This is a genomic window from Nocardioides ferulae (assembly GCF_003660455.1).
GTDB classification, from domain to species: domain Bacteria; phylum Actinomycetota; class Actinomycetes; order Propionibacteriales; family Nocardioidaceae; genus Nocardioides; species Nocardioides ferulae.
In genome coordinates, this window is sequence record NZ_QZVR01000002.1 from 1 (window position 1) to 20005 (window position 20005).

A 20005-nucleotide genomic window follows, 5' to 3' on the forward strand; every position below is an offset into this window, starting at 1 on the left:
GTGATCGCGGTGGCGCATGCCCGGAGCGGATGCTCGCGGGTGCTGGTTGTCGTCATGGCACTACGTTAGAGGCGACCACCGACAGTCGCGTTCGAACAGGTGTGCGCCTGTAATGAGGCTGTCTGGCAGTCGCTTGTGGAGGGCGAGGCATGCCGCACCGACTACCGCGCTGATGCGTGGGCCTCCGGCGTTGCGTGAGGTGGATGGTGGGGGCGGGCTGCGGCCTCTCAGGTCAGCCGTCGAGGACCTCGCGCAGCCTGGCGGCGAACGCCGCGGGGTCGTTCGTGGGCGACATCGGGCTCACGGTGAACCCACCGTGGTCGCCAGGGAACACAACGGGTTCCACGCCCAGCTCGCGGGCGAGCGCCTCGCCGCCGCGCCCGGCGAGGGTGCCCGCCCCCTTTGCCGGACTCATCGGTGAGTGATGGTCAGCCCGCGCCCGGGCCCCGGATCTCCATCTCGGGGTGAGCGCTGACCAGGTGGTCGGCGACGGCGTTCATCACCCGGCCGAGGGCGGCGAAGTCGTCGGGGTCGCACAGGTCGACCAGGTGCGCGCGGACCCCCTCGACGTGGGTGGGGGCGCAGCTGGCCAGCAGGTCCCAGCCCTGGTCGGTCATCGTGGCGAGGATGCCGCGACCGTCGTCGGGGGAGTGCGAGCGCTCCACCAGCCCGGACTTCTCCATCCGGGCGATGGTGTGGGTGACCCGGCTGCGACTGTGCGCGAGGGCGTCGGCGAGCTGCGCCATCCGCAGGTGCCGGCCGGGACTCTCGGAGAGCCGGACCAGGATCTCGTACTCGACGAGGGAGAGGTCGTGGCGCCGTCGCAGCTCGTCGTCGAGGCGGTCCTGGAGCAGCGTCATGCCCATCAACAGGGCTCGCCACGACCGTTGCTGATCCGCGTCGAGCCACCGAGTCTCGTCGTTCGCCACCGCGGCAGTCTATGCCGGGTCCCGGGCGTGGCAGGGCGGAACGCGCCCGCCGACGAGGACCGTCGGAAATGGCCGAACGCCTGGCCGCGGCGGCGACCAGGCGTTCGGGTCCGGGAGAGACTCCCAGCGGTCAGAGACGCTCGAGGATCAGCGCCATGCCCTGCCCGCCGCCGACGCACATGGTGATCAGGCCGGTGGACTTGTCGTGCCACTCCAGGGAGTTGATCATCGTGTTCTGCAGCCGGGCGCCGGTCATGCCGAACGGGTGGCCGACCGCGATCGCGCCGCCGTTGACGTTGAGCCGGTCGAGGTCGATGCCGAGCTCCTGGTAGGACGGCACGACCTGGGCGGCGAACGCCTCGTTGATCTCGACCAGGTCGATGTCGCCGATGCTCATGCCGGCGTTGGCCAGGGCCCGCTTCGTCGCCTCGACCGGGCCCAGACCCATGATCTCGGGGGAGAGCCCGCTGACGCCGGTCGAGACCACGCGGGCCAGCGGCTTCAGGCCGAGCTCGGCGGCCTTGGTGTCCGACATCAGCACCACCGCGGCGGCGCCGTCGTTGAGCGCGCAGCAGTTGCCGGCGGTGACGACGCCGTCGGGTCGGAAGACCGGCTGGAGCTGCGAGATCGCGTCGTAGGTGACCCCGGAGCGGGGGCCGTCGTCGGTGGAGACGACGGTGCCGTCGGGCAGCGTGACAGGGGTGATCTCACGCGCCCAGAACCCGTCGGCGATGGCCTTCTCGGCGAGGTTCTGCGAGCGGACGCCGAACTCGTCGAGCTCCTTGCGGTCCAACCCGCGCAGGCGAGCGACGTTCTCGGCGGTCTGGCCCATCGCGATGTAGACGTCGGGCAGGACGCCGTCCTGGCGCGGGTCGTGCCAGTCCCGGCCGCCCTGGGCGTACTCCTCGGTGCGGGCCTGGGCGTCCTCGAACAGGGGGTTCTTGGTGTCGGGCAGGTGGTCGGAAGTGCCCTTGCGGAACCGCGAGACCGTCTCGACGCCGGCGGAGATGAAGACGTCGCCCTCGCCGGCCTTGATCGCGTGGAAGGCCATCCGGGTGGTCTGCACCGACGAGGCGCAGTAGCGGGTGATCGTGGCGGCGGGCACGTCGTCCATGCCGTTGAGCACGTTGACGACGCGACCCATGTTGTTGCCCATCTCGCCGCCGGGCAGTCCGCAGCCCAGGTAGAGGTCGTCGACCGTGTTGGGGTCCAGGGCCGGGATCTTGTCGAGCGCGGTCTTGACGATCAGCGCGGCCAGGTCGTCGGGCCGGAAGTCCTTGAGCGAGCCCTTGTTCGCCCGGCCGATGGGCGTGCGAGCAGCAGAAACGATGACGGCCTCGGGCATGGGTTCTCCGATCTGAGGGGATACAGCGCAGTCACCCTAGACGCTGCCGGGCGACCGGGGGAGTGGCGTGCACCACTCCCGTCCGGCGGGCCCACGTCGGTTGTGCGGACCGCCCGAGTGCGGCCGCCCTCGGCATGGCAGCATCGCCGGCGTGCGCCACCTCTACGAGTGCCCGCTGCGCTGGGCCGACATGGACCTCCTCGGCCACGTCAACAACGTCGTCTACGTCGACTACCTCCAAGAGGCCCGCGTCGACATGCTGCGCACCCACCGTCGCTCCGACGCCACCGCCGGGTTGGCGGAGGGTCTGGTCGTGGCCCGCCACGAGGTGACCTACCTGTCGCCGCTGACCTTCCGGTTCCGCCCGGTGCGCATCGAGTGCTGGGTCACCGAGATCAGGGCAGCCTCCTTCACGATGGCCTACGAGGTCTTCGACGAGATCGAGGACCCGAACCCCGGGCAGGGGTCGATGCGACGCGTCTATCTGCGCGCCTCGACCGTGCTCACGCCGTACGTCTTCGCCGCGGAGCGTCCGCGCCGGCTCGACGCCGGGGAGCGGCGATCCCTCGAGGCCTACCTCGAGCCGTCCGAGCGGACCCCCCGGCGGCCGTTCGACACCCCGCGCCGGGAGCCGGTCAACCACTATCCGGTCCGCGTCCGCTTCTCCGACGTCGACGTCTACGGGCACGTCAACAACGTGAAGTACTTCGAGTACCTCCAGGAGGCGCGCATCCAGCTCACCGCGCACCTGTGGTCCGACGTGCCCCCGGGGAGCCCGCCGGTGGCGATGGTCGTCGCCCAGACCGACGTCGACTACCTGGCGCCGCTGATGTTCCGCGCCGAGCCCTACGACTCGTGGTCCTGGATCTCCCATGTCGGGCGCAGCTCCGCGACCATCGAGTCGGAGATCCGTGACGGCGACACCGTCTATGCCCGGGCGCGCGTCGTGGTGGTCTTCTTCGATCAGGACACGCAGCGGGCCGCCCCGCCGGCGGAGGTCTATCGCGAACCGCTGCTGGCGGCACTCACCGGAGGCTGACCCCCCGACCCGGCGCGGCGCAGCTTGCGCAGCCCACGATGGTGGGCGACGCGCACCGCGACCGCACTGATGCCCAGCGCCTGGGCCGTGCTCTCGACGTCGAGGCCGACGACGTCGATGCAGCCGACGACGTCCCGCTCCCGGGCCGAGAGCGATCCCAACGCCTGCTTGACCCAGTCCTGACCGGCGAGGTAGCCCTCGTGGCCCTCGGTCACCTGGGTGTCCTGGAGGTCCTCGTGGGCGGTGGGGTCGGTCCGGCGACGCAGACTGCGGCGCCGCGAGTTGGCGTGCAGGTTGCGCGCGATGCCGAACAGCCAACCTGCGAAGTCCGAGGAGTCGCCTCGGAAGTCGACGATCTTCTGCGCCGCGGTGAGCCAGGCCTCGGCGGCGAGGTCCTCGGCGGTCGAGGCGGTGTCACCGCTCGGGCGGGCCTCCAACCACACGACGAGACGCCCGGCGTGAGCGCGGTACAGCTCTCGCCAGGCGTCCGGGTCCCCCTGTTTGGCCCGTTGGATCAGCTCGTCGTCGTCCACCCTGTCCTCTGGTCGTCCCTCGTCGACCCAGGGGTGCGTCCGGCCTGCCCCCGCTCCCTCGCCTGCTCGTGGGCACCACCCGCGACTCGGACAGTGCGTGCGCTGCCGCTCCGATCGGCCACGACGCGGTCGCCCTGACCCGGTTTGCCGGTCGGCTTGCCGCTGGGCTTGCCGCTGGGCCTGTCGGTCGGCTTGCCGCTGGGCTTGTCGTCGGGCTTGCCGCCCCCCTGGCCGGGCTCGCTGCCCTGACCGGGCTCACCGGCGTGCGGGGGAGCGCCCGGTTCGTCGGCGTGTCCGGGGGGCGTGCCCTGGCCCTGCTCGCCGGGCTCCGAGCCGGGGTTGGTGCCGGGGCTGCTCCCGGGGTTGGTGCCGGGGTTCGCGCCCGGGTCGGTGCCGGGCTGTCCCTGGCCGCCGTCGTCCGGGCCGTCGGGCGTGCCGTCGTCCGGGCCGGACGAGGGGCCGGTGCCGTTGCCCTGTCCACCGTCGGGAGGGACGCCGTCGGGACCGCTGCGGCCCGACGGCGTCCCGGAACCGGGAACCGTTCCGCTGCCCGTCGGCTCGGCGTCGTCCGGGCCGTCCGAACCGTCCGGGCCACCGGGCTCCTCAGAGGGGGAAGCGGGGTCGGTCAGCGGCTCGACCGGGGGCGGAGTGGGGTCGGAGTCGGTGACGGTGGCGGCCGCCCAGGTGCCGAGTGCGGCGACGCCGACGACCCCGGCCGAGGCCAGTCCGACGCGCCAGCCGGCGGCCGGACGGGGTCGCTGCGCCCTGGCGTGCGCGGTGGCGGCGGTCTCGGCGAGGCGCGCCACGAACAGGTCGTCGGGCTCGAGCGTGGGGATGTCGGCCCGGAGCGCGTCGCGCAGCTCGCCGGGTGAGGGCCGGGGGTGCTCAGCCATGAACACCTCCGCACTCGCGCGCGGGAGGATGGGGCTGGAGCCTCACTGCGTCACCTTCTCGACCGTCTGGACAGCATGTCCGGTGTGGACACCTGGAGGAACAACAACGGCCCCGACGATTGTAGGGGGGGTCACCGCCGGGGCCGTTGAACTGGGGGACTCGGGTCAGCTGCCCGAGTGGGGGCCGCCGGGCTTACCCTGCCCGTGACCCTGGCCGCCGCCGTTGGCGCTGCCCTGGGTGCTGGGGTGGTCTCCGGCGTTCTCGTTGGGGCCGTGGCCCTCCTTCGGGCCATGACCGCCCTGGTTGCCGTTCGCGGACCCGAGGTAGGCGTGCTCGTTCGGGTGGTCGCCGGCGTTCTCGTTGGGCCCGTGGCCCTGCTTGCCCTCGTCGGCCGGCACTGGGGTCGGGTCGGCGGTGGCCGTCTCGGTCGGGTCGGCCGTCGCGGTCTCGCTCGGGTCGGCGGTCTCGGTCGGGTCGGCCGTCTCGCTCGGGTCGGCCGTCGGGGTGGCGGTGGCCTTCGCGCGGGCCTCGGCGGCGCGTGCCTGGCCGAAGGCGGCGTGCTCGTCGACCTCGTGGCCGGCCTTGTTCACGACAGGCGTTGCGGCGGGGTCGGTCTCCGTGCTGTCCGAGATGCTCCCGGCGGCGAAGGCGCCACCGACGGACAGGACGGCCAGAGCCGTTCCGGCCACGGCGGCCTTGGCTGCGGTGATGCTGCGCACGTGATCTCTCCTCGATCGGTGTGGGTGGTGGTCAAGTGACCCCCCGCTCCCTCTCCACCTGCTACCTGTCGCGGTCCCGGGCGGGCGTTACAGCCGATCTGAAGTTTCTCTCCGCGCTCTCGAGCGTGGTCGCCTCGCTCTGCTACTCCAGGGTGTTCACCATGAACTGCGCCGCGTGCGTGACGTAGTCCCAGAACTGCGCGTCCTGCTCGGGGGTCAGCGCGGCGGCGTCCAAGCCGGCCCGGAAGTGCGTGAGCCACCGCTCCTTGGCCTGCGGGGTCACCGCGAACGGTGCGTGCCGCATCCGCAGTCGCGGGTGGCCCCGGCTCTCGGAGTAGGTGGTCGGACCTCCCCAGTACTGCACGAGGAACAGCAGGAACCGCTCCTCGGCGGGCCCGAGATCCTCCTCGGGGTACATCGGTCGCAGCACCTCGTCGGTCGCGACGCCCTCGTAGAACCCCGCGACGATGGTGCGCATCGTCTCGAAGCCGCCGATCTCCTCGTAGAACGTCGTCTCGCTCACGGGTCCATTCTGCCGATGCGGCCCAGCCGGGTTCGACGTGGGCGTGCAAGACTCGCAGGCGTCCCACGGCCCGGTCCGACGACCGCCGGTGGGCCACCCGTCCTGCACCCGTCCCGCACAAGGAGTGATCGGCAGATGGCAACCACGCGCAAGGCCACGACGAACTGGGAGGGGACCCTCTTCGAGGGTTCCGGCAAGGTGACCCTCGAGTCCTCCGGGCTCGGCACCTACGACGTGTCCTGGCCCTCCCGCGCGGAGGAGGCGAACGGCAAGACCAGCCCCGAGGAGCTGATCGCGGCCGCCCACTCGGCCTGCTTCTCCATGGCGTTCTCCAACGCGCTGGCGAAGAACGACACCCCGGCCACCTCGCTGAAGACCACCGCCGACGTCGAGTTCACGCCCGGCACCGGCATCACCGGCATCAAGCTGACCGTCGTCGGCACGGTGGAGGGCATCGACGAGGCCACGTTCGTCGAGCTCGCCGAGGGTGCCAAGACCGGCTGCCCGGTGAGCCAGGCACTGGCCGGCACCACGATCACGCTCGAGGCATCGCTGGGCTGACCTCCCGCGGATCAACCGTCGACGGGCTTCTCTCCTGCGGGAGAGGAGCCCGCCGGCGTTGTGGCTGCCGTCGCCGCCGTGTCACCACGGTGCCAGATCACCCGCTGCGGGAACGGGATCTCGATGCCCTCGAAGTCGAAGCGGGCCTTGATCCGCTGACGCATCTCGCGGGCCACCGCCCACTGCTCCAACGGTGCGGTCTTCAGCGTCACCCGGACGGCGACGCCGTCGGCGCCGAGCGCCTCGACGCCCCAGACCTCCGGCTCCTCAATGATCCGGCCGCGGAAGTCCTCGTCCTCCCACAGGTCGTGGGCGACCTCCTGCAGCACCCGGCGCACCCGGGCGAGGTCCTCGTCGTAGGCAACCGAGATGTCCAGGACGGTGCGGGCCCAGTTCTGGCTCATGTTGCCCACTCGCAGGATCTCGCCGTTGCGGACGTACCAGACGGTGCCGTTGACGTCGCGCAGCCGGGTCACGCGCAGGCTCACCGCCTCGACGGTGCCGCTGGCCTCGCCGAGGTCGACGACGTCGCCGACGCCGTACTGGTCCTCGAAGATCATGAAGATGCCCGAGAGGAAGTCCTTGACCAGCGACTGGGCGCCGAAGCCGAGCGCGACGCCCACGATGCCGGCGCTGGCGATGATCGGCGCGATGTCGACGCCGAGCTCGCTGAGCATCATCGTGACGACGATCGCGGTCACCAGCCCCGTGATGATGCTCTTGAGCAGGCTGCCCATGGTCTTGGCCCGCTGCACCCGGCGGGTGGAGGTGGCCAGGTCCAGCGGCGTGGGCGGGGCCTCGCTGCGCTGGTGGCCCAGCGAGAACCGGCCGACCCTGTCGGGCAGCACGCCGTCCTGGGCGCCGGCCACCAGGCGGTCCACCAGCCGGTGTAGTGCCCAGCGGATCAGCAGCCCCAGCACCAGCAGCCCGGCGATCGCCAGCGGCTTGCCGATGAGCACATCGGCGACGTGGGCGGTGGTCTGGTTGTCGGTCAGGTCGTAGACGAAGTTGCAGACCTGCTGGTCCTCGTCGCAGTCACCGGTGCCGAAGGAGAGCATGCGCCACAGTAAACAGGCAGCGACTGGCCTGTTCGAGCCGCGAGAGGAGCGTTGAGCGGGGCGGTGTGACTCGTCTGACGTGACCGGCCCCCGGCCGCCTGTCGGGACCTTCGGCCCGGGTCGATATCCTCTGGGCGTGACCAGCCTCGTGACCGTCCTCCGTCGCTTTGCCGTCGTCCTCGTCGCCGCGGGCGTCCTCGCGGCCGTCGCCGCCCCGGCCGGGGCGGACACCCCCGAGGGGTGGCCGGCCGAGCCGGACGTCGACGGCCTGCACGCCCTGTTCGTGCTCGGCGCGATCCCGCTGGGGCTGTGCCTGCTGCTGGCGGCGTTGGTCTACCTGCCGGCGATGGCCCGGGGCGAGCGGGTCGCCCCGGGGGCACCGGAGGTCGAGAACCAGTGGCTCGGTGGTCCGCGCAAGGAGCCGCACGAGCTCACCGCACCCGAGGCCGAGGACTCCCACACCGGAGGCGCAAGTGCCCGCTGGTGAGCTCAGCCCGTCGGAGCGGTTCGCCCTCGACGAGGCCATCCGCCGGGCCGAGCAGACCTGCCGCTACGAGTTCTCGGTCTTCGTGGGCCGCGCCGAGGGCGACCCACGCGCCTTCGCCGGCAGCCTGCACAACTCGCTGGTCGTCCCGGCCCGCAGCATCCTGATCATGGTCGACCCGGCGGCCCGGGCGCTGGAGATCGTCACCGGCAGCGAGGTCCGCCGCACCCTCTCCGACAACGAGACCGAGCTGGCCGCGCTGCACATGCGCGAGTCGTTCGCCGCCGGCGACCTGGTCGGCGGCCTCAAGCACGGCATCGGCATGCTCGCCGAGCACGCGCGGCCACCGCACTACCTGCACGCGGACTGACCGCCCGACGCCACGGCGTACGACGAAGCGAAAGGCCCGGCGGGATCGCTCCCGGCCGGGCCCTTCGTCGTGGGCGGGGTGCTCAGCCCCGCGCGTCGCGCTCCCGGGCAGCCAGGGCCCGGGCGACGTCGGCGCGGCCCTCGCGCACGTAGCGCTGCGCGGCCGGGTTGGCCGAGGTGGTCTCGAGCCAGGCGTCGACCCGGTCGAGGAGCTCCTGGCCGACCAGCTGCCGCGGGAAGATGAACTCCAGCACGGTCGAGGCGCGCTGGGTGCCCAGCCGCTCCCAGACGTCCTCCGCGGTCTGGAGGTACTTCTCGACGTACGGTGCGAGCACGTCGTCCTGGTCCGAGCGCTGGAAGGCGAGCACGATCGAGCGGTGCGTCTCGTTCGGCACGTCGTCGCGCACGGTGGCCAGCTCCCACGCCTCGGCCTTGGCCTCCGCGGTCGGGCGGGCGGCGCGGGCGGCGGCGGCGTGCTCCTGGCCGGAGATCGTGTTGTCCTGCTCCAGCTCGGTGGCGATCCGCTCCTCCTCGGCACGGCTACGCCCGGCGAGCGCGGTCAGCAGCTGCCAGCGCAGGTCCTGGTCCACCGCGAGCCCCTCGACGGTGAACGATCCGTCGAGCAGCCCGTCGAGGTCGGCCAGCGCCGCGTCGCTGTGCGCGGCCGCGGCGTAGGAGCGGGCGAAGGTGAGCTGGTGGTCGCTGCCCGGCTCCGCGGCGAGCAGCAGCTCGCGCAGCCCGGCCTCCCACCGCTGCTGCAGCCCGGCCCGGTTCGCCGGCGCGGCGTACAGGTCAACCGCCTGCGCGGCGTAGGTGGGGATCCGGCTGACGCCCCACGAGTCGGTCTCGGCACCGATGTTGGCCAGCACCAGCGAGACGAAGTCGGTGGCCGACATCTCCGCGTCGCGGGTCATGTCCCAGGCGGCGCCCCAGACCAGGGCCCGGGCCAGCGAGTCGTCGAGCCGCGAGAGGCCGCCGACCGCGGTGGCCAGCGAGCGCTCGTCGAGCCGGATCTTGGCGTAGCTCAGGTCGTTGTCGTTGAGCAGCAGCAGGTCGGGCTGCTCGAGCCCGGCGGCCTCGGCGATCTCGGTCAGCTCGCCGTCGACGTCGACCTCGAGGTAGCGCTCGCGCACCAGGTGTCCGTCCCGCTCGTGGTAGAACCCGACACCGAGTCGGTGCCGGCGCAGTGTGGGCCAGTCGGGGTGCGCGGTCTGGCGGACGGCGAGCCGGGTGAACCGGCCCTGCTCGTCGAGCTCGAACTCGGGGGAGAGCGTGTTGACACCCGCGGTCTGCAGCCACTCCTGGGCCCAGCCGGTGAGCTCGCGGCCGGACGCGGTCTCGAGGTGACGCAGCAGGTCGGAGAACTCGGAGTTGGCGTACTCGAACTCCTTGAAGTACGCCCGCAGCCCCTTCAGGAACGGCTCGAGGCCCACCCAGGCGACCAGCTGCTTGAGCACCGACGCGCCCTTGGCGTAGGTGATCATGTCGAAGTTGACCTCGACCGCGCGCAGGTCGACGTTGTCGGCCGCGATCGGGTGGGTGCTGGGCAGCTGGTCCTGCCGGTAGCCGGTCTGCTTGCGGGCGTTGGCGAACCCGGTCCAGGCGTCGGTGAACTCGGTCGCCTCGGCCTCGCACCAGTAGCAGGCCCACTCGGCGAACGACTCGTTGAGCCACAGGTCGTCCCACCACTTCATGGTCACCAGGTCGCCGAACCACATGTGCGCCATCTCGTGGGTGATCACCGAGGTGCGGAACTCGTAGAACGAGCGCGGCTGGCGGCTGCGGGGGAGGTACTCGTCGCGCAGCGTCACGCAGCCGGCGTTCTCCATCGCGCCCATGTTGTACTCCGGCACGTAGAGCTGGTCGTACTTGCCGAACGGGTAGGGGTAGTCGAACTGCTCCTCGAAGAACGCGAAGCTGCGCTTGGTGGTGTCGACCAGCGCCGCGGTGTCCATGTGCTCCACCAGCGACTGGCGGCAGTAGTGGCCGAGCGGGATCGTGCCGTGCTTGCCCTCGTAGGTGTCGAACTCGGCGTGGTACTCACCGGCCACGATCGCGGTGATGTAGGTCGACATCGGCTTCGTGGGCGCGAAGCGCCACATGGCCTTGCCGTCACCGAGCTCCTCCGGCTGCGGGGTGGGGGAGTTGGAGACGACCTTCCAGTGCGCCGGCGCGGTCACGTTGAAGGTGAACGGCGCCTTGAGGTCGGGCTGCTCGAAGGTCGTGTAGACGCGGCGGGCGTCCGGCACCTCGAACTGGGAGTAGAGGTAGACCCGGTCGTCGGCCGGGTCGACGAACCGGTGCAGGCCCTCGCCCGTGCGCGAGTAGGTGCAGTCGGCGCGGACCACGAGCTCGTTCTCGGCGGCGAGATCGGGCAGCGCGATCCTGCTGTCGGCGTACGCCGTGGCGGGATCGAGCGCGCGCCCGTTGAGGCTGATCTCGTGCACGGTCGCGTCGACCAGGTCCGCGAACGTCTCCGCGCCGGGCTCGGTGCAGGTGAAGCGGATCGTGGTGGTCGAGCCGAAGGTCTTCTCGTCCGTCGTGAGGTCCAGGTCGATGGTGTACGACGAGACGTCCAGGAGGGCGGCGCGGGTGGCGGCCTCGTCCCGGGTCAGGTTGGTTCCAGGCATGGACCCGATCCTGCCACCCGGTCCCGGGGCGGGCGATACCGGTGCACGACGGGGCCGGTGGGCCGCGACCGCTGGACGCGCGGCGACGTCGCGGGCATGCTGAGGTGCCTGGGGCGTCTGTGACCGGCGTGGCCACCGAGGCCGATGCGAAAATTGAGACACTTTTCGCCGAATCGGCGTGTCGGTGCTTGACATCCACTACCGTCCGGGTCGTGCTGCTGTCCGCGCGATGCCGTCGCGCCATGCTCGTGAGTGGGCTGGCGCTGCTGCTGGCACCCCTCGGGCTGCTGGCGCCGACGTCGTCCGCGGCCCTCGACGGCGCCGACCGCGACGGGCGCGCCGAGCGCGGCGCCCTGACCCGCACGGTGATCCCCGAGCGATCCAGCTCCTACCTGTGCACCGGCTATGACGCGTGCTCGGACGCCGGCTACTCCCACTTCGGTTACAAGCGGGCCGGACGCCAGATGTGGTGGCGGATGTATGCCGGGCACAACTGCACCAACTACGTCGCCTACCGCATGGTCAAGGCCGGCATGTCCGAGGAGCGTCCCTGGGACGGCAGCGGCATGGCCTACCACTGGGGTGTCGCGATGGCCGACATCACCGACCAGACGCCGCGGGTCGGCGCGGTCGCGTGGTGGAAGAAGGGGTCCGCCTGGGCGCCGTCCAGCGGGCACGTCGCCTACGTCGAGAAGGTGGTCTCCGAGGACGAGATCCTCGTCTCCGAGGACAGCTGGAGCGGTGACTTCCACTGGCGCCGCGTGGTCAGGGGCACCAGTGGCTGGCCATCGGGGTTCATCCACTTCATCGACGAGGCGCCGAAGGAGATCACCGTCGAGCGGCCGCCATCGGTGAATGGCACCCCCGAGGTGGGCGCCCCCCTGGTCGCGTCGCCCGGCTCGTTCAAGCCGGCGGCGAAGGTGAAGGTCAGCTACCGCTGGACGGTCGGCGGAGAGCCGGTCGAGGGGGCGAACGCCAGCACCTTCACGCCACGGCCCGCCGACAAGGGCCGCGCGGTGAGCGTCGAGGTCACGGCCAAGCGCAAGGGCTACACCCCCGCATCGGCTGCCGCCCCGGTGGGCAAGGTCCGCGCCGGCACCATGGTGCTCGACGCCGATCCGGTGGTGACCGGCACGCCCGAGGTCGACGGGGTCCTCACGCTCTCGGCTCCGCCGATGACGCCCTCACCGCAGACGACCAGCGTGAAGTGGTTCGTCGACGGCTCGCCGCTCACCGGCGCGGACGGGTGGTCGTTGCCGCTCGACCAGTCCCTGATCGGAGCCACCGTCTCGGCGCGGGTCGTCGCCCGGGCCGAGGGCTACCGCAAGATCGCGGTCGACACCGACCCGATCGGCCCGGTGCGCGCCGGCACCATCGACGTCACCGAGCCGTTCACGGTCTCCGGCACCCCGCGCTACGGCGAGGTGCTGCGGGTCGAGCCCGGCCGCTTCACACCGGCCGACGCCTGGATCTCCTACACCTGGACCCGCGACGGCGAGCCGGTCGCCGGGGCCACCGGAGACAGCTATCCGCTGGGGGTCGACGACGTCGGCCACCGGATCGCGGTCGAGGTCGCGATGCGCCGCAACGGCTACCGCGACCACGCGTTCACCGTGCGCACCGGCGCCAAGGTCACCACCCGTCCGCTGCTGGCCGTCCGGGCCCTCGGCAAGACCAAGCGCGCCGTCGTCGTGCTGCGGATCTCCGCCCCCGGCGTGGCCGACCCGGGTGGACGCTTCACGGTCCGCGCCGCCGGCCGCGAGGTCTCCGGCAGGTTCGTCGACGGCAAGGCCCGCGTCGTGGTGCCCGATCTGCGTCCGGGGGAGCGCACCGTGCGGGTCGACTACGCCGGCGCCGGGATGGTCGAGGCCGCCCGTGCGCGCACCACCGTCACCGTGCTGCGCTGACCCCGCCCGCCCGGTGGTCGAGCCTGGTCCGGTGGTCGAGCCTGTCCGGTGGTCGAGCCTGCCGAGACCGTGTTCACCTGGGTCCGGCACACTGCGCCGCCGTGAGCACTCCGGGCGGCGTCGGCGAGGTCGCGGCGGTCTTCCTACGGCTCGGTGCCGTCGCGTTCGGCGGCCCCGCCGCCCACATCGCGATGATGCGCGAAGAGCTGGTGCGCCGACGCGGCTGGGTCGACGACCAGCGGTTCCTGGACCTGGTCGGCGCCACCAACCTGGTGCCCGGCCCGAACAGCACCGAGCTGGCGATCCACCTGGGCTACGACCGTGCGCGGTGGCGGGGCCTGGTCGTCGCCGGGGTCTGCTTCATCGTGCCGGCGGCGCTGATGGTGGCCGGGCTGGCCTGGGCCTACGTGGAGTACGGCGAGACCCCCGCGGTCGAGTCGCTGTTGTACGGCGTGGTCCCCGCCGTGATCGCGATCGTGCTGCACGCGCTCACCGGCCTGCTGCGCACGGTGGCGAAGAGGGCCTGGCCCGCGGTCCTCGCGGCGGCCGCGCTGACGGCGTACCTGCTCGGCGTGCACGAGCTGCTGGTGCTCGCGGCCGGGGCGATGCTGCCGGCACTGGTGCGCGCAGGGCGGGCGCTGGCCCGAGGCGGCGCCGCCCAGCTGGTGGCGCTTCCCGTGCTGGTCGCCACCGGGCGGCCGACCCTCGGTGACCCGTCCGGGGGCCAGCTCGCCGAGCTGTTCTGGACGATGCTCAAGATCGGGTCGGTGCTCTACGGCAGCGGCTACGTGCTGCTGACGTTCCTGGAGGGCGACTTCGTGGACCGGCTCGGCTGGCTCAGCCACCAGCAGCTGGTCGACGCCGTGTCGGTGGGCCAGGTGACGCCCGGCCCGGTCTTCACGACCGCGACGTTCGTGGGGTACGTCGTGGCCGGCCCGGTCGGCGCCGGCCTCGCGACGGTCGCGATCTTCCTGCCCTCGTTCGCGTTCGTCGGGCTGCTCACGAAGATCACCGACAAGCTGCGCTCCTCGCCGTGGACGGCGGTGATGCTCGATGGCCTCAACGCGGCCGCGTTCGCGCTGATGGCGGGTGTCACCCTCGAGCTCGGGCGGGCCGCGTTCGTGGACGGCTGGACCGTCGCCATCGGGCTGGTCGCCCTGCTCCTGCTGCTGCGTACCCGCCTCAACAGCGCCTGGCTGGTGCTGGGCGGGGGCGCGGTCGGCCTGCTCGTCGGCCTGCTCTGAGGCGAGACGAGCAACCGGGCCCGCGGGAATGGGCGGGCCGGTGCGCGGGTTCCGGAGGGCATGACCAACGCCGACTTCTGGTTCGACCCCGCCTGCCCGTTCGCCTGGATCACCTCGCGCTGGATCCTGGAGGTGGAGCAGGTCCGTGACATCGAGGTCACCTGGCACATCATGAGCCTGGCCTACCTCAACCAGGACAAGGACATCCCCGACGACTATCGCGAGTTCCTCAAGACCGCCTGGGAGCCGGTGCGGGTGCTGATGGCCGCCGAGCAGCAGCACGGCAAGGAGGTGCTGCTCCCGCTCTACACCGCGATGGGCACCCGCATCCACGTCGAGAAGCAGGAGAAGGACCGGGCCATGATCGAGGGGGCCCTGGCCGACGCCGGCCTCCCGGTCGAGCTGGCCGACGCGATGCACGACTCCTCCCTCGACGAGGCCGTCGCCGCCTCCCACCACCGCGGCATGGACCAGGTCGGCGACGACGTCGGCACCCCCACGATCGCGATCGAGGGCACCGCGTTCTTCGGGCCGGTGCTGACCTCGATCCCGCGCGGCGAGGAGGCCGGCAAGGTCTGGGACGGCGCCGTACTGCTCGCGGGCTACCCGTACTTCTTCGAGCTCAAGCGCAGCCGCACCGCGCCGCTCGACTTCAGCTAGCGCGCGATCGTGGGGAAGGTCTCGAGGTCATGGGCTAAGCAGCGCGGTCCTCGCTGCCGATGAGCTCAGTGTCACCCTCGTCGAGCAGAGAGAGAGATCCGCCATGCCGGTCTTCGCAAGGCTGTTCCGTCGCGCGAGCGGCGAGGGCGACGCGCCCCCCCTGCTGCGCTCGGCAGCCACCCTGGTCGCGGCTCTCGACGGACTGCCGAGCGAGCTGCTGATCACCGACCCCGCCGGCGAGATCGTCTACCGCAACGCCGCCGCCACCGCGATGGCGGTCAAGACGGCCACCGCGCACGGGCCGGAGTCCCTGGACATGCTGCGCTCGGTCCTCAAACGGCTGATCCGCGACTCCAGGTCCTTCCCGAGCAGCGAGCTGGTCTCGGCCGGCATCGGCGCGGAGACGATGTACGTCGAGGTGACCGTCGCCCAGATGCCCGGGGGCTACACGGTGAGCTGGCGCGACGCCACCGACGAGGTCCGTGGCAACCAGCTCAACCACGAGCTCGCCGAGCGGCTGGCCGAGGCCTCGTCGTCACTGACCGAGATGGGCGAGGTGCTCACCCGCTCGGCCGGGGAGACCTCCGGTCAGGCCGAGGCGCTCTCCAGCGGCTCCAGCGAGATGGCCCAGAGTGTCGGCGAGATCGCCAGCCGTGCGACCACCGCGGCCAGCAGCACCGGCACCGCCGTCGAGTCCGCGCGGAACGCCAGCGACAACATGGCCAAGCTGCAGCAGTCCAGCGAGGAGATCGGCAGCATCACCCGGCTGATCACCGGGATCGCCGAGCAGACCAAGCTGCTCGCGCTCAACGCCACCATCGAGGCGGCCCGCGCCGGCGAGGCCGGCAAGGGCTTCGCGGTGGTCGCCAGCGAGGTCAAGGAGCTGGCCGCACGCACCGCCGAGGCCACCCAGCAGATCACCCGGATGATCGACGCGATCCAGGGCGAGAGCAGCCAGGCGATGGAGGCCATCAACGGCATCGTCGAGCTGGTCACCGACGTGGCCGACCAGCAGACGATGATCGCCAGCGCGGTCGAGGAGCAGAGCGCCACCAGCAACGAGATGTCCGGGTGGATCCGCGACGTCGCCCGGTCCGTGCACGGATCCGCCGACGCGGCCGACTCCGTGCGCGAGGCCGCCCGCACGATCAGCGAGCAGGTGGCGTCGCTGCGGCAGCGGGTCGCCGCGGCCTACGACACCGAGCGGGCCGACGCCCGGGGGGCCAGCCTCGGGGCGAGGTAGGGCCGGTCAGCCGCCGTCAGTCGCCGTCAGTCGCCGTCAGCCGCCGTCGAACGGCGTCGCCGGGGTCGCCGCGGTGACCTGGGCCAGCTTCGCGTCGACCGTCGGCCGATGCTCGGGAAGGGCCGCGGCGCGCAGGTCGTGCAGGAGTCTCCGCAGGCGACGCGGCACCTGAAGGCTCTCGGCACCCCAGTGGGCCAGCTCGTCGACGGCGAGGTCGAGCAGGTCGGCGAAGCGGTGCGGGCGCAGCACCACCCGTCCCGCGCCGTCCTCGCCGGCGGCGACGGCCGCCGGGTCGGGCGCGCCCGCGAGCCTGCGGAGGAGGTCGTGGAGCTGGTCGATCACCTGGACGGCGGTGGTCGGGTCGTTGGTGCCCGGGGAGAGGGCTCGCTCGCCGATGTCGACCATCCTGCGGAACCCGAACGAGACGTCCTGCTGCAGCGTGCGCTCGCCCCGCAGGTGGAGGTGGCTGCGGACCGGCTCGTCCCACGCGGTGGTGCCCGGCCCGGCGCCGTGCACGACCGCCAGCGGCGAGCCCTCGACGACGAAGGTGCCGAGTGGATGGAGGACGTCGACCCACGCCTGCTGTGCCTCGACACACCGGACCAGCGGCGCGAGGTCGACCACGTCGAGGTAGCCGGAGCACGCGGCCGTGACGACGTGCTCGCCGGGGGCGTCGGGCAGCTGCGCCGTCGGGGGGCGCTCGGCCCGGGCCGCGACGTCGGCGACGAGAAGCGCCCGGGTCTCGCCGGCGGTGCGCCGCACGATCGTGTCCACCGCGATCGACCGGGTGATGTGGTGGATGAACGCCAAGAACATGCCTACCGCGCCCAGCACCCACAGGTACGACGCCGTGACCGCCAGCTGCGGCACCGCGCGCCCCTCGACGTCCACGATCGAGCGCAGCACCGTGAGGGAGTAGAGGAAGGAGGCGGCGAAGACCCCGAGGGTGTGCTGGGTGACGCGGTCCTCCAGGAACGTGCCGAGAACGCGCGGACTGAACTGGCTGCTGGCCAGCTGCAGCACGACGATCGTGATCGAGAAGACCAGCCCGGTCACCGAGATCATCGCGCCGGCGACGCTCGAGAGGACCGTGCGGGCGCCCTCCGGCCCGCCCTGGAAGAGCAGCGGCATCCACGACGCCGTGCCCTCGTCGAGCTCCGGCAGGACCAGCCCGAGGCCCACCGCGCCGATGCACCACAGCGACGGCACCACCCAGAACGGTCCGAGCGAGGCGCGCACGAGCCGGTGCGCGCGGCCGGGCGCCTCCGGTCCGGAGCCGCGGCCGACGGTCACGACGACCCGGCCACGGCGCCTCCCGCGGCGACCGCCGCGGTCATCGCGGCGATCGAGGCTGCGACGGCGTCCTTGACCGCCTTCGCCGCCCACTGCCCCTCGGCCACCTCCTTGGCGCGTCGGCGCACCTCGCCGGCGGAGCGACCCTGGCGGTCGACGACCTTGTGCGCCTGCCCGATCGCGTGCAGCAGCGCGACCAGCGCCCCGGTGCGGGCGTCGGGGTCGAGCCCCTGCACGAGCGTCGCGGCCAGCGCGCGGCGTACCTCCTCCTCGTGGCGGGAGTCGACGGCGGGCCAGCGGGTGCGGGGGAACAACCCCAGCACCCGGTCGTCCCGCCGCTCCAGCACCCCGCGGTCGGCGAGGCGCGTCGCCAGCGTGTCGCGCACGCCCTTGCCCAGCCGGTTGACGAGGTCCTGGGCGGTGCGGGGCTTCTCCGCCACGGTCGCGAGCGCCTGAGCCAGCAGGGGGTCCGCGGGTGCGGTCGCCCCGGGGCCGGGGTGGACCTTCGCGGTGCTCCACATGCCGGCGGGCTTCTCGACGGTCACCAGGTCGGCCATCGCCAGCTCGACCAGCAGCGCGCCGCCGAGCGCGGGCTGGGCGTAGGTGCTGGCGGTGAGCGCTCCCGAGTCGTCGTCGAGCAGCAGGAGCAGCAGGTCCTCGGCGATCAAGGTGTCCACGTGCCGACCGTAGCGTCCGGCCCGCCCGGCGCACGGGAGCCCGGGGGGTGGCTCCTAGGATTCACCCCATGACCCGAGTCCTGTCCGCCGTCGCCTGGCCGTACGCCAACGGCCCGCGCCACATCGGCCACGTGGCCGGTTTCGGCGTGCCCTCCGACGTGTTCAGCCGATACATGCGGATGGCGGGCCACGACGTGCTCATGGTCTCCGGCTCCGACGAGCACGGCACCCCGATCCTGATCGCCGCCGACGAGGAGGGGCTGACCCCCCAGGCGCTGGCCGACCGCAACCACCGGATCATCGCCGAGGACCTCGCCGCCCTCGGCTGCACCTACGACCTCTACACCCGCACCACCACCCGCAACCACCACGCGGTGGTGCAGGAGCTGTTCCTCGGCGTCTACGAGAACGGCTACTTCGTGGAGCAGACGACGTACGGCGCGATCTCGCCGTCGACCGGACGCACCCTGCCCGACCGCTACATCGAGGGCACCTGCCCGATCTGCGGCGCCGACGGCGCCCGGGGCGACCAGTGCGACAACTGCGGCAACCAGCTCGACCCGGCCGACCTGGTGAACCCCCGGTCCCGCATCAACGGGGAGACCCCGGAGTTCATCGAGACCCAGCACTTCTTCCTCGACCTGCCGGCGCTGGCCGACGCGCTCGGAGAGTGGCTCGACGGGCGCGCCGCCACCGGTCTGTGGCGGCCGAACGTGATCCGGTTCAGCCAGAACATCCTCTCCGAGATCCGGCCGCGGGCGATGACCCGCGACATCGACTGGGGCATCGCGGTGCCCCTCGACGGCTGGCGCGAGAACCCCACCAAGAAGCTCTACGTGTGGTTCGACGCCGTCATCGGCTACCTGTCCGCCTCGATCGAGTGGGCCCGCCGGCTCGGCGAGCCAGAGCGCTGGCGCGACTGGTGGAACGACCCCGAGGCGCTGTCCTACTACTTCATGGGCAAGGACAACATCACCTTCCACTCCCAGATCTGGCCGGCCGAGCTGCTGGCCTACTCCGGGAAGGGCGCCAAGGGCGGCACCCCGCGACAGTACGGCGAGCTGAACCTGCCCACCGAGGTGGTCAGCTCGGAGTTCCTCACGATGGAGGGGCGCAAGTTCTCCTCCTCCAAGAAGGTCGTCATCTACGTGCGCGACCTGCTCAGCCGCTACCAGGCCGATGCATTCCGCTACTTCGTCGCCGCCGCCGGCCCGGAGAACCAGGACGCCGACTTCACCTGGGCCGAGTTCGTGCGCCGCACCAACGACGAGCTGGTGGCCGGCTGGGGCAACCTGGTCAACCGCACCGCCACGCTGGTCGCGAAGAACTTCGGCGCGATCCCCGCCGCGGGCGAGCTCATCGACGCCGACCGGGCGGTGCTCGACACGGTGGCCGCCTCCTTCGACACCGTCGGCGACCTGATCGCCCGGCACCGCCAGAAGCAGGCCGTCGGCGAGGCGATGCGCGCGGTCGCGGAGGTCAACAAGTACGTCTCCGACTCCGAGCCCTGGAAGCTCAAGGGCGACGACCAGCGCGACCGGCTCGCGACGGTCCTGCACGTGATGGCGCAGTGCGTCGCCGACCTCAACCTGGTGCTCAGCCCGTTCCTGCCCCACTCGGCCAACGAGGTCGACCGGGTCTTCGGCGGCACCGGCGAGGTCGCCCCCATGCCCCGCATCGTCGAGGTCGACGACCTCGACGGCGGCCCGGCGTACCCCATCATCACCGGCGAGTACTCCTCGTTCCCGGCCTGGGAGCGCCGCCCGGTCGTCGTCGGCACCGCCGTCGCGAAGCCCAGCCCGATCTTCCGCAAGCTCGACCCGTCGGTGGTCGAGGAGGAGCTGGCCCGACTCGGCGCTTGACGCCGGGGGTCACTGGTTCCCGCGGCGTGTCGCGG

General features: G+C 72.1%; 20 protein-coding genes. 9 read left to right on the forward strand and 11 right to left on the reverse strand.

Annotated features, from left to right (window positions below):
• Positions 1 to 232 precede the first annotated feature (232 nt).
• The 3 genes from D6B71_RS03060 to D6B71_RS03070 form a co-directional block, all read right to left on the reverse strand.
• A complete protein-coding gene (locus tag D6B71_RS03060; protein WP_206051540.1) occupies positions 233 to 415 on the reverse strand; it encodes a hypothetical protein in 183 nt (60 codons plus the stop codon).
• Between the two features lie 13 nt (positions 416 to 428).
• Entirely contained in the window at positions 429 to 929 is a 501-nt protein-coding gene (locus tag D6B71_RS03065; protein ID WP_420846284.1) for a MarR family winged helix-turn-helix transcriptional regulator, read from the reverse strand.
• Positions 930 to 1059: 130 nt separating this feature from the next.
• Positions 1060 to 2274: an acetyl-CoA C-acetyltransferase gene (locus tag D6B71_RS03070; RefSeq protein ID WP_121251950.1), complete on the reverse strand. Its 1215-nt coding sequence runs from the start codon at positions 2272 to 2274 to the stop codon at positions 1060 to 1062.
• A 151-nt stretch (positions 2275 to 2425) separates the two neighbouring features.
• Here D6B71_RS03070 and D6B71_RS03075 point away from each other — a divergent pair, with 151 nt between their 5' ends.
• On the forward strand, positions 2426 to 3313 hold the full coding sequence (locus D6B71_RS03075) for a thioesterase family protein (RefSeq protein WP_121251952.1): 888 nt from the start codon (positions 2426 to 2428) through the stop codon (positions 3311 to 3313).
• On the opposite strand, the gene D6B71_RS03080 is transcribed toward D6B71_RS03075, so the two are convergent.
• The 4 genes from D6B71_RS03080 to D6B71_RS03095 all read right to left on the reverse strand — a co-directional run bounded on the left by D6B71_RS03080 (position 3274) and on the right by D6B71_RS03095 (position 5982).
• The gene (locus D6B71_RS03080) at positions 3274 to 3846 is read right to left on the reverse strand and encodes an RNA polymerase sigma factor (protein ID WP_121251954.1); all 573 of its coding nucleotides are present in this window, start codon (positions 3844 to 3846) and stop codon (positions 3274 to 3276) included. The genes D6B71_RS03075 and D6B71_RS03080 overlap by 40 nt on opposite strands.
• Positions 3828 to 4739 carry a hypothetical protein gene (locus tag D6B71_RS03085; protein ID WP_121251956.1) on the reverse strand — a complete coding sequence of 304 codons (912 nt, stop codon included), beginning with the start codon at positions 4737 to 4739 and terminating at the stop codon, positions 3828 to 3830. Before D6B71_RS03085 ends, D6B71_RS03080 begins: the two co-directional genes overlap by 19 nt.
• A 165-nt stretch (positions 4740 to 4904) precedes the next feature.
• Positions 4905 to 5459 (reverse strand): hypothetical protein, encoded by a 555-nt coding sequence (locus D6B71_RS03090; RefSeq protein WP_121251958.1) that lies wholly within the window; start codon positions 5457 to 5459, stop codon positions 4905 to 4907.
• Positions 5460 to 5601: 142 nt separating this feature from the next.
• A complete protein-coding gene (locus tag D6B71_RS03095; RefSeq protein WP_121251960.1) occupies positions 5602 to 5982 on the reverse strand; it encodes a globin in 381 nt (126 codons plus the stop codon).
• 135 nt (positions 5983 to 6117) lie between these two features.
• Between D6B71_RS03095 and D6B71_RS03100 the strand changes: the two genes are divergently transcribed.
• A complete protein-coding gene (locus D6B71_RS03100) occupies positions 6118 to 6543 on the forward strand; it encodes an OsmC family peroxiredoxin (protein WP_121251962.1) in 426 nt (141 codons plus the stop codon).
• An 11-nt stretch (positions 6544 to 6554) separates the two neighbouring features.
• Here D6B71_RS03100 and D6B71_RS03105 read toward each other — a convergent pair whose 3' ends face one another.
• On the reverse strand, positions 6555 to 7601 hold the full coding sequence (locus D6B71_RS03105) for a mechanosensitive ion channel family protein (RefSeq protein WP_121251964.1): 1047 nt from the start codon (positions 7599 to 7601) through the stop codon (positions 6555 to 6557).
• A 136-nt stretch (positions 7602 to 7737) separates the two neighbouring features.
• Here D6B71_RS03105 and D6B71_RS22595 point away from each other — a divergent pair, with 136 nt between their 5' ends.
• Positions 7738 to 8088 carry a hypothetical protein gene (locus D6B71_RS22595; RefSeq protein WP_164519526.1) on the forward strand — a complete coding sequence of 117 codons (351 nt, stop codon included), beginning with the start codon at positions 7738 to 7740 and terminating at the stop codon, positions 8086 to 8088.
• Entirely contained in the window at positions 8075 to 8455 is a 381-nt protein-coding gene (locus D6B71_RS03115) for a DUF5130 family protein (protein ID WP_121251966.1), read from the forward strand. Before D6B71_RS22595 ends, D6B71_RS03115 begins: the two co-directional genes overlap by 14 nt.
• An 82-nt stretch (positions 8456 to 8537) precedes the next feature.
• Here D6B71_RS03115 and pepN read toward each other — a convergent pair whose 3' ends face one another.
• Complete coding sequence (pepN, locus tag D6B71_RS03120; RefSeq protein ID WP_121251968.1) at positions 8538 to 11084, reverse strand: aminopeptidase N; 2547 nt, start codon at positions 11082 to 11084, stop codon at positions 8538 to 8540.
• Between the two features lie 242 nt (positions 11085 to 11326).
• Between pepN and D6B71_RS03125 the strand changes: the two genes are divergently transcribed.
• The 4 genes from D6B71_RS03125 to D6B71_RS23320 all read left to right on the forward strand — a co-directional run bounded on the left by D6B71_RS03125 (position 11327) and on the right by D6B71_RS23320 (position 16138).
• A complete protein-coding gene (locus D6B71_RS03125; RefSeq protein ID WP_121251970.1) occupies positions 11327 to 12991 on the forward strand; it encodes a CHAP domain-containing protein in 1665 nt (554 codons plus the stop codon).
• A 101-nt stretch (positions 12992 to 13092) separates the two neighbouring features.
• On the forward strand, positions 13093 to 14235 hold the full coding sequence (gene chrA / locus D6B71_RS03130) for a chromate efflux transporter (protein ID WP_121251972.1): 1143 nt from the start codon (positions 13093 to 13095) through the stop codon (positions 14233 to 14235).
• A gap of 60 nt (positions 14236 to 14295) precedes the next feature.
• Positions 14296 to 14895, forward strand: a complete 600-nt coding sequence (locus D6B71_RS03135; protein WP_121251974.1) for a mycothiol-dependent nitroreductase Rv2466c family protein — start codon at positions 14296 to 14298, stop codon at positions 14893 to 14895.
• Positions 14896 to 14998: 103 nt separating this feature from the next.
• Positions 14999 to 16138 (forward strand): methyl-accepting chemotaxis protein, encoded by a 1140-nt coding sequence (locus D6B71_RS23320; protein ID WP_121251976.1) that lies wholly within the window; start codon positions 14999 to 15001, stop codon positions 16136 to 16138.
• A gap of 36 nt (positions 16139 to 16174) precedes the next feature.
• Here D6B71_RS23320 and D6B71_RS03145 read toward each other — a convergent pair whose 3' ends face one another.
• Together D6B71_RS03145 and D6B71_RS03150 are read right to left on the reverse strand one after the other, a co-directional pair.
• Positions 16175 to 17431 (reverse strand): DUF2254 domain-containing protein, encoded by a 1257-nt coding sequence (locus D6B71_RS03145; protein WP_164519527.1) that lies wholly within the window; start codon positions 17429 to 17431, stop codon positions 16175 to 16177.
• Positions 17428 to 18108, reverse strand: a complete 681-nt coding sequence (locus D6B71_RS03150; RefSeq protein ID WP_121251980.1) for a GOLPH3/VPS74 family protein — start codon at positions 18106 to 18108, stop codon at positions 17428 to 17430. Before D6B71_RS03150 ends, D6B71_RS03145 begins: the two co-directional genes overlap by 4 nt.
• Positions 18109 to 18176: 68 nt before the next feature.
• Here D6B71_RS03150 and metG point away from each other — a divergent pair, with 68 nt between their 5' ends.
• Positions 18177 to 19970 carry a methionine--tRNA ligase gene (metG, locus tag D6B71_RS03155; protein ID WP_121251982.1) on the forward strand — a complete coding sequence of 598 codons (1794 nt, stop codon included), beginning with the start codon at positions 18177 to 18179 and terminating at the stop codon, positions 19968 to 19970.
• Positions 19971 to 20005 lie beyond the last annotated feature (35 nt).

Coding starts and splice junctions, on each gene's coding strand:
- D6B71_RS03125 (WP_121251970.1), top strand. CDS start 11,327: ATGCTCGTGAGTGGGCTGGCGCTGCTGCTGGCACCCCTCGGGCTGCTG.
- pepN (WP_121251968.1), bottom strand. CDS start 11,084: ATGCCTGGAACCAACCTGACCCGGGACGAGGCCGCCACCCGCGCCGCC.
- D6B71_RS23320 (WP_121251976.1), top strand. CDS start 14,999: ATGCCGGTCTTCGCAAGGCTGTTCCGTCGCGCGAGCGGCGAGGGCGAC.
- D6B71_RS03085 (WP_121251956.1), bottom strand. CDS start 4,739: ATGGCTGAGCACCCCCGGCCCTCACCCGGCGAGCTGCGCGACGCGCTC.
- D6B71_RS03070 (WP_121251950.1), bottom strand. CDS start 2,274: ATGCCCGAGGCCGTCATCGTTTCTGCTGCTCGCACGCCCATCGGCCGG.
- D6B71_RS03135 (WP_121251974.1), top strand. CDS start 14,296: ATGACCAACGCCGACTTCTGGTTCGACCCCGCCTGCCCGTTCGCCTGG.
- metG (WP_121251982.1), top strand. CDS start 18,177: ATGACCCGAGTCCTGTCCGCCGTCGCCTGGCCGTACGCCAACGGCCCG.
- D6B71_RS03060 (WP_206051540.1), bottom strand. CDS start 415: ATGAGTCCGGCAAAGGGGGCGGGCACCCTCGCCGGGCGCGGCGGCGAG.
- D6B71_RS03100 (WP_121251962.1), top strand. CDS start 6,118: ATGGCAACCACGCGCAAGGCCACGACGAACTGGGAGGGGACCCTCTTC.
- D6B71_RS03105 (WP_121251964.1), bottom strand. CDS start 7,601: ATGCTCTCCTTCGGCACCGGTGACTGCGACGAGGACCAGCAGGTCTGC.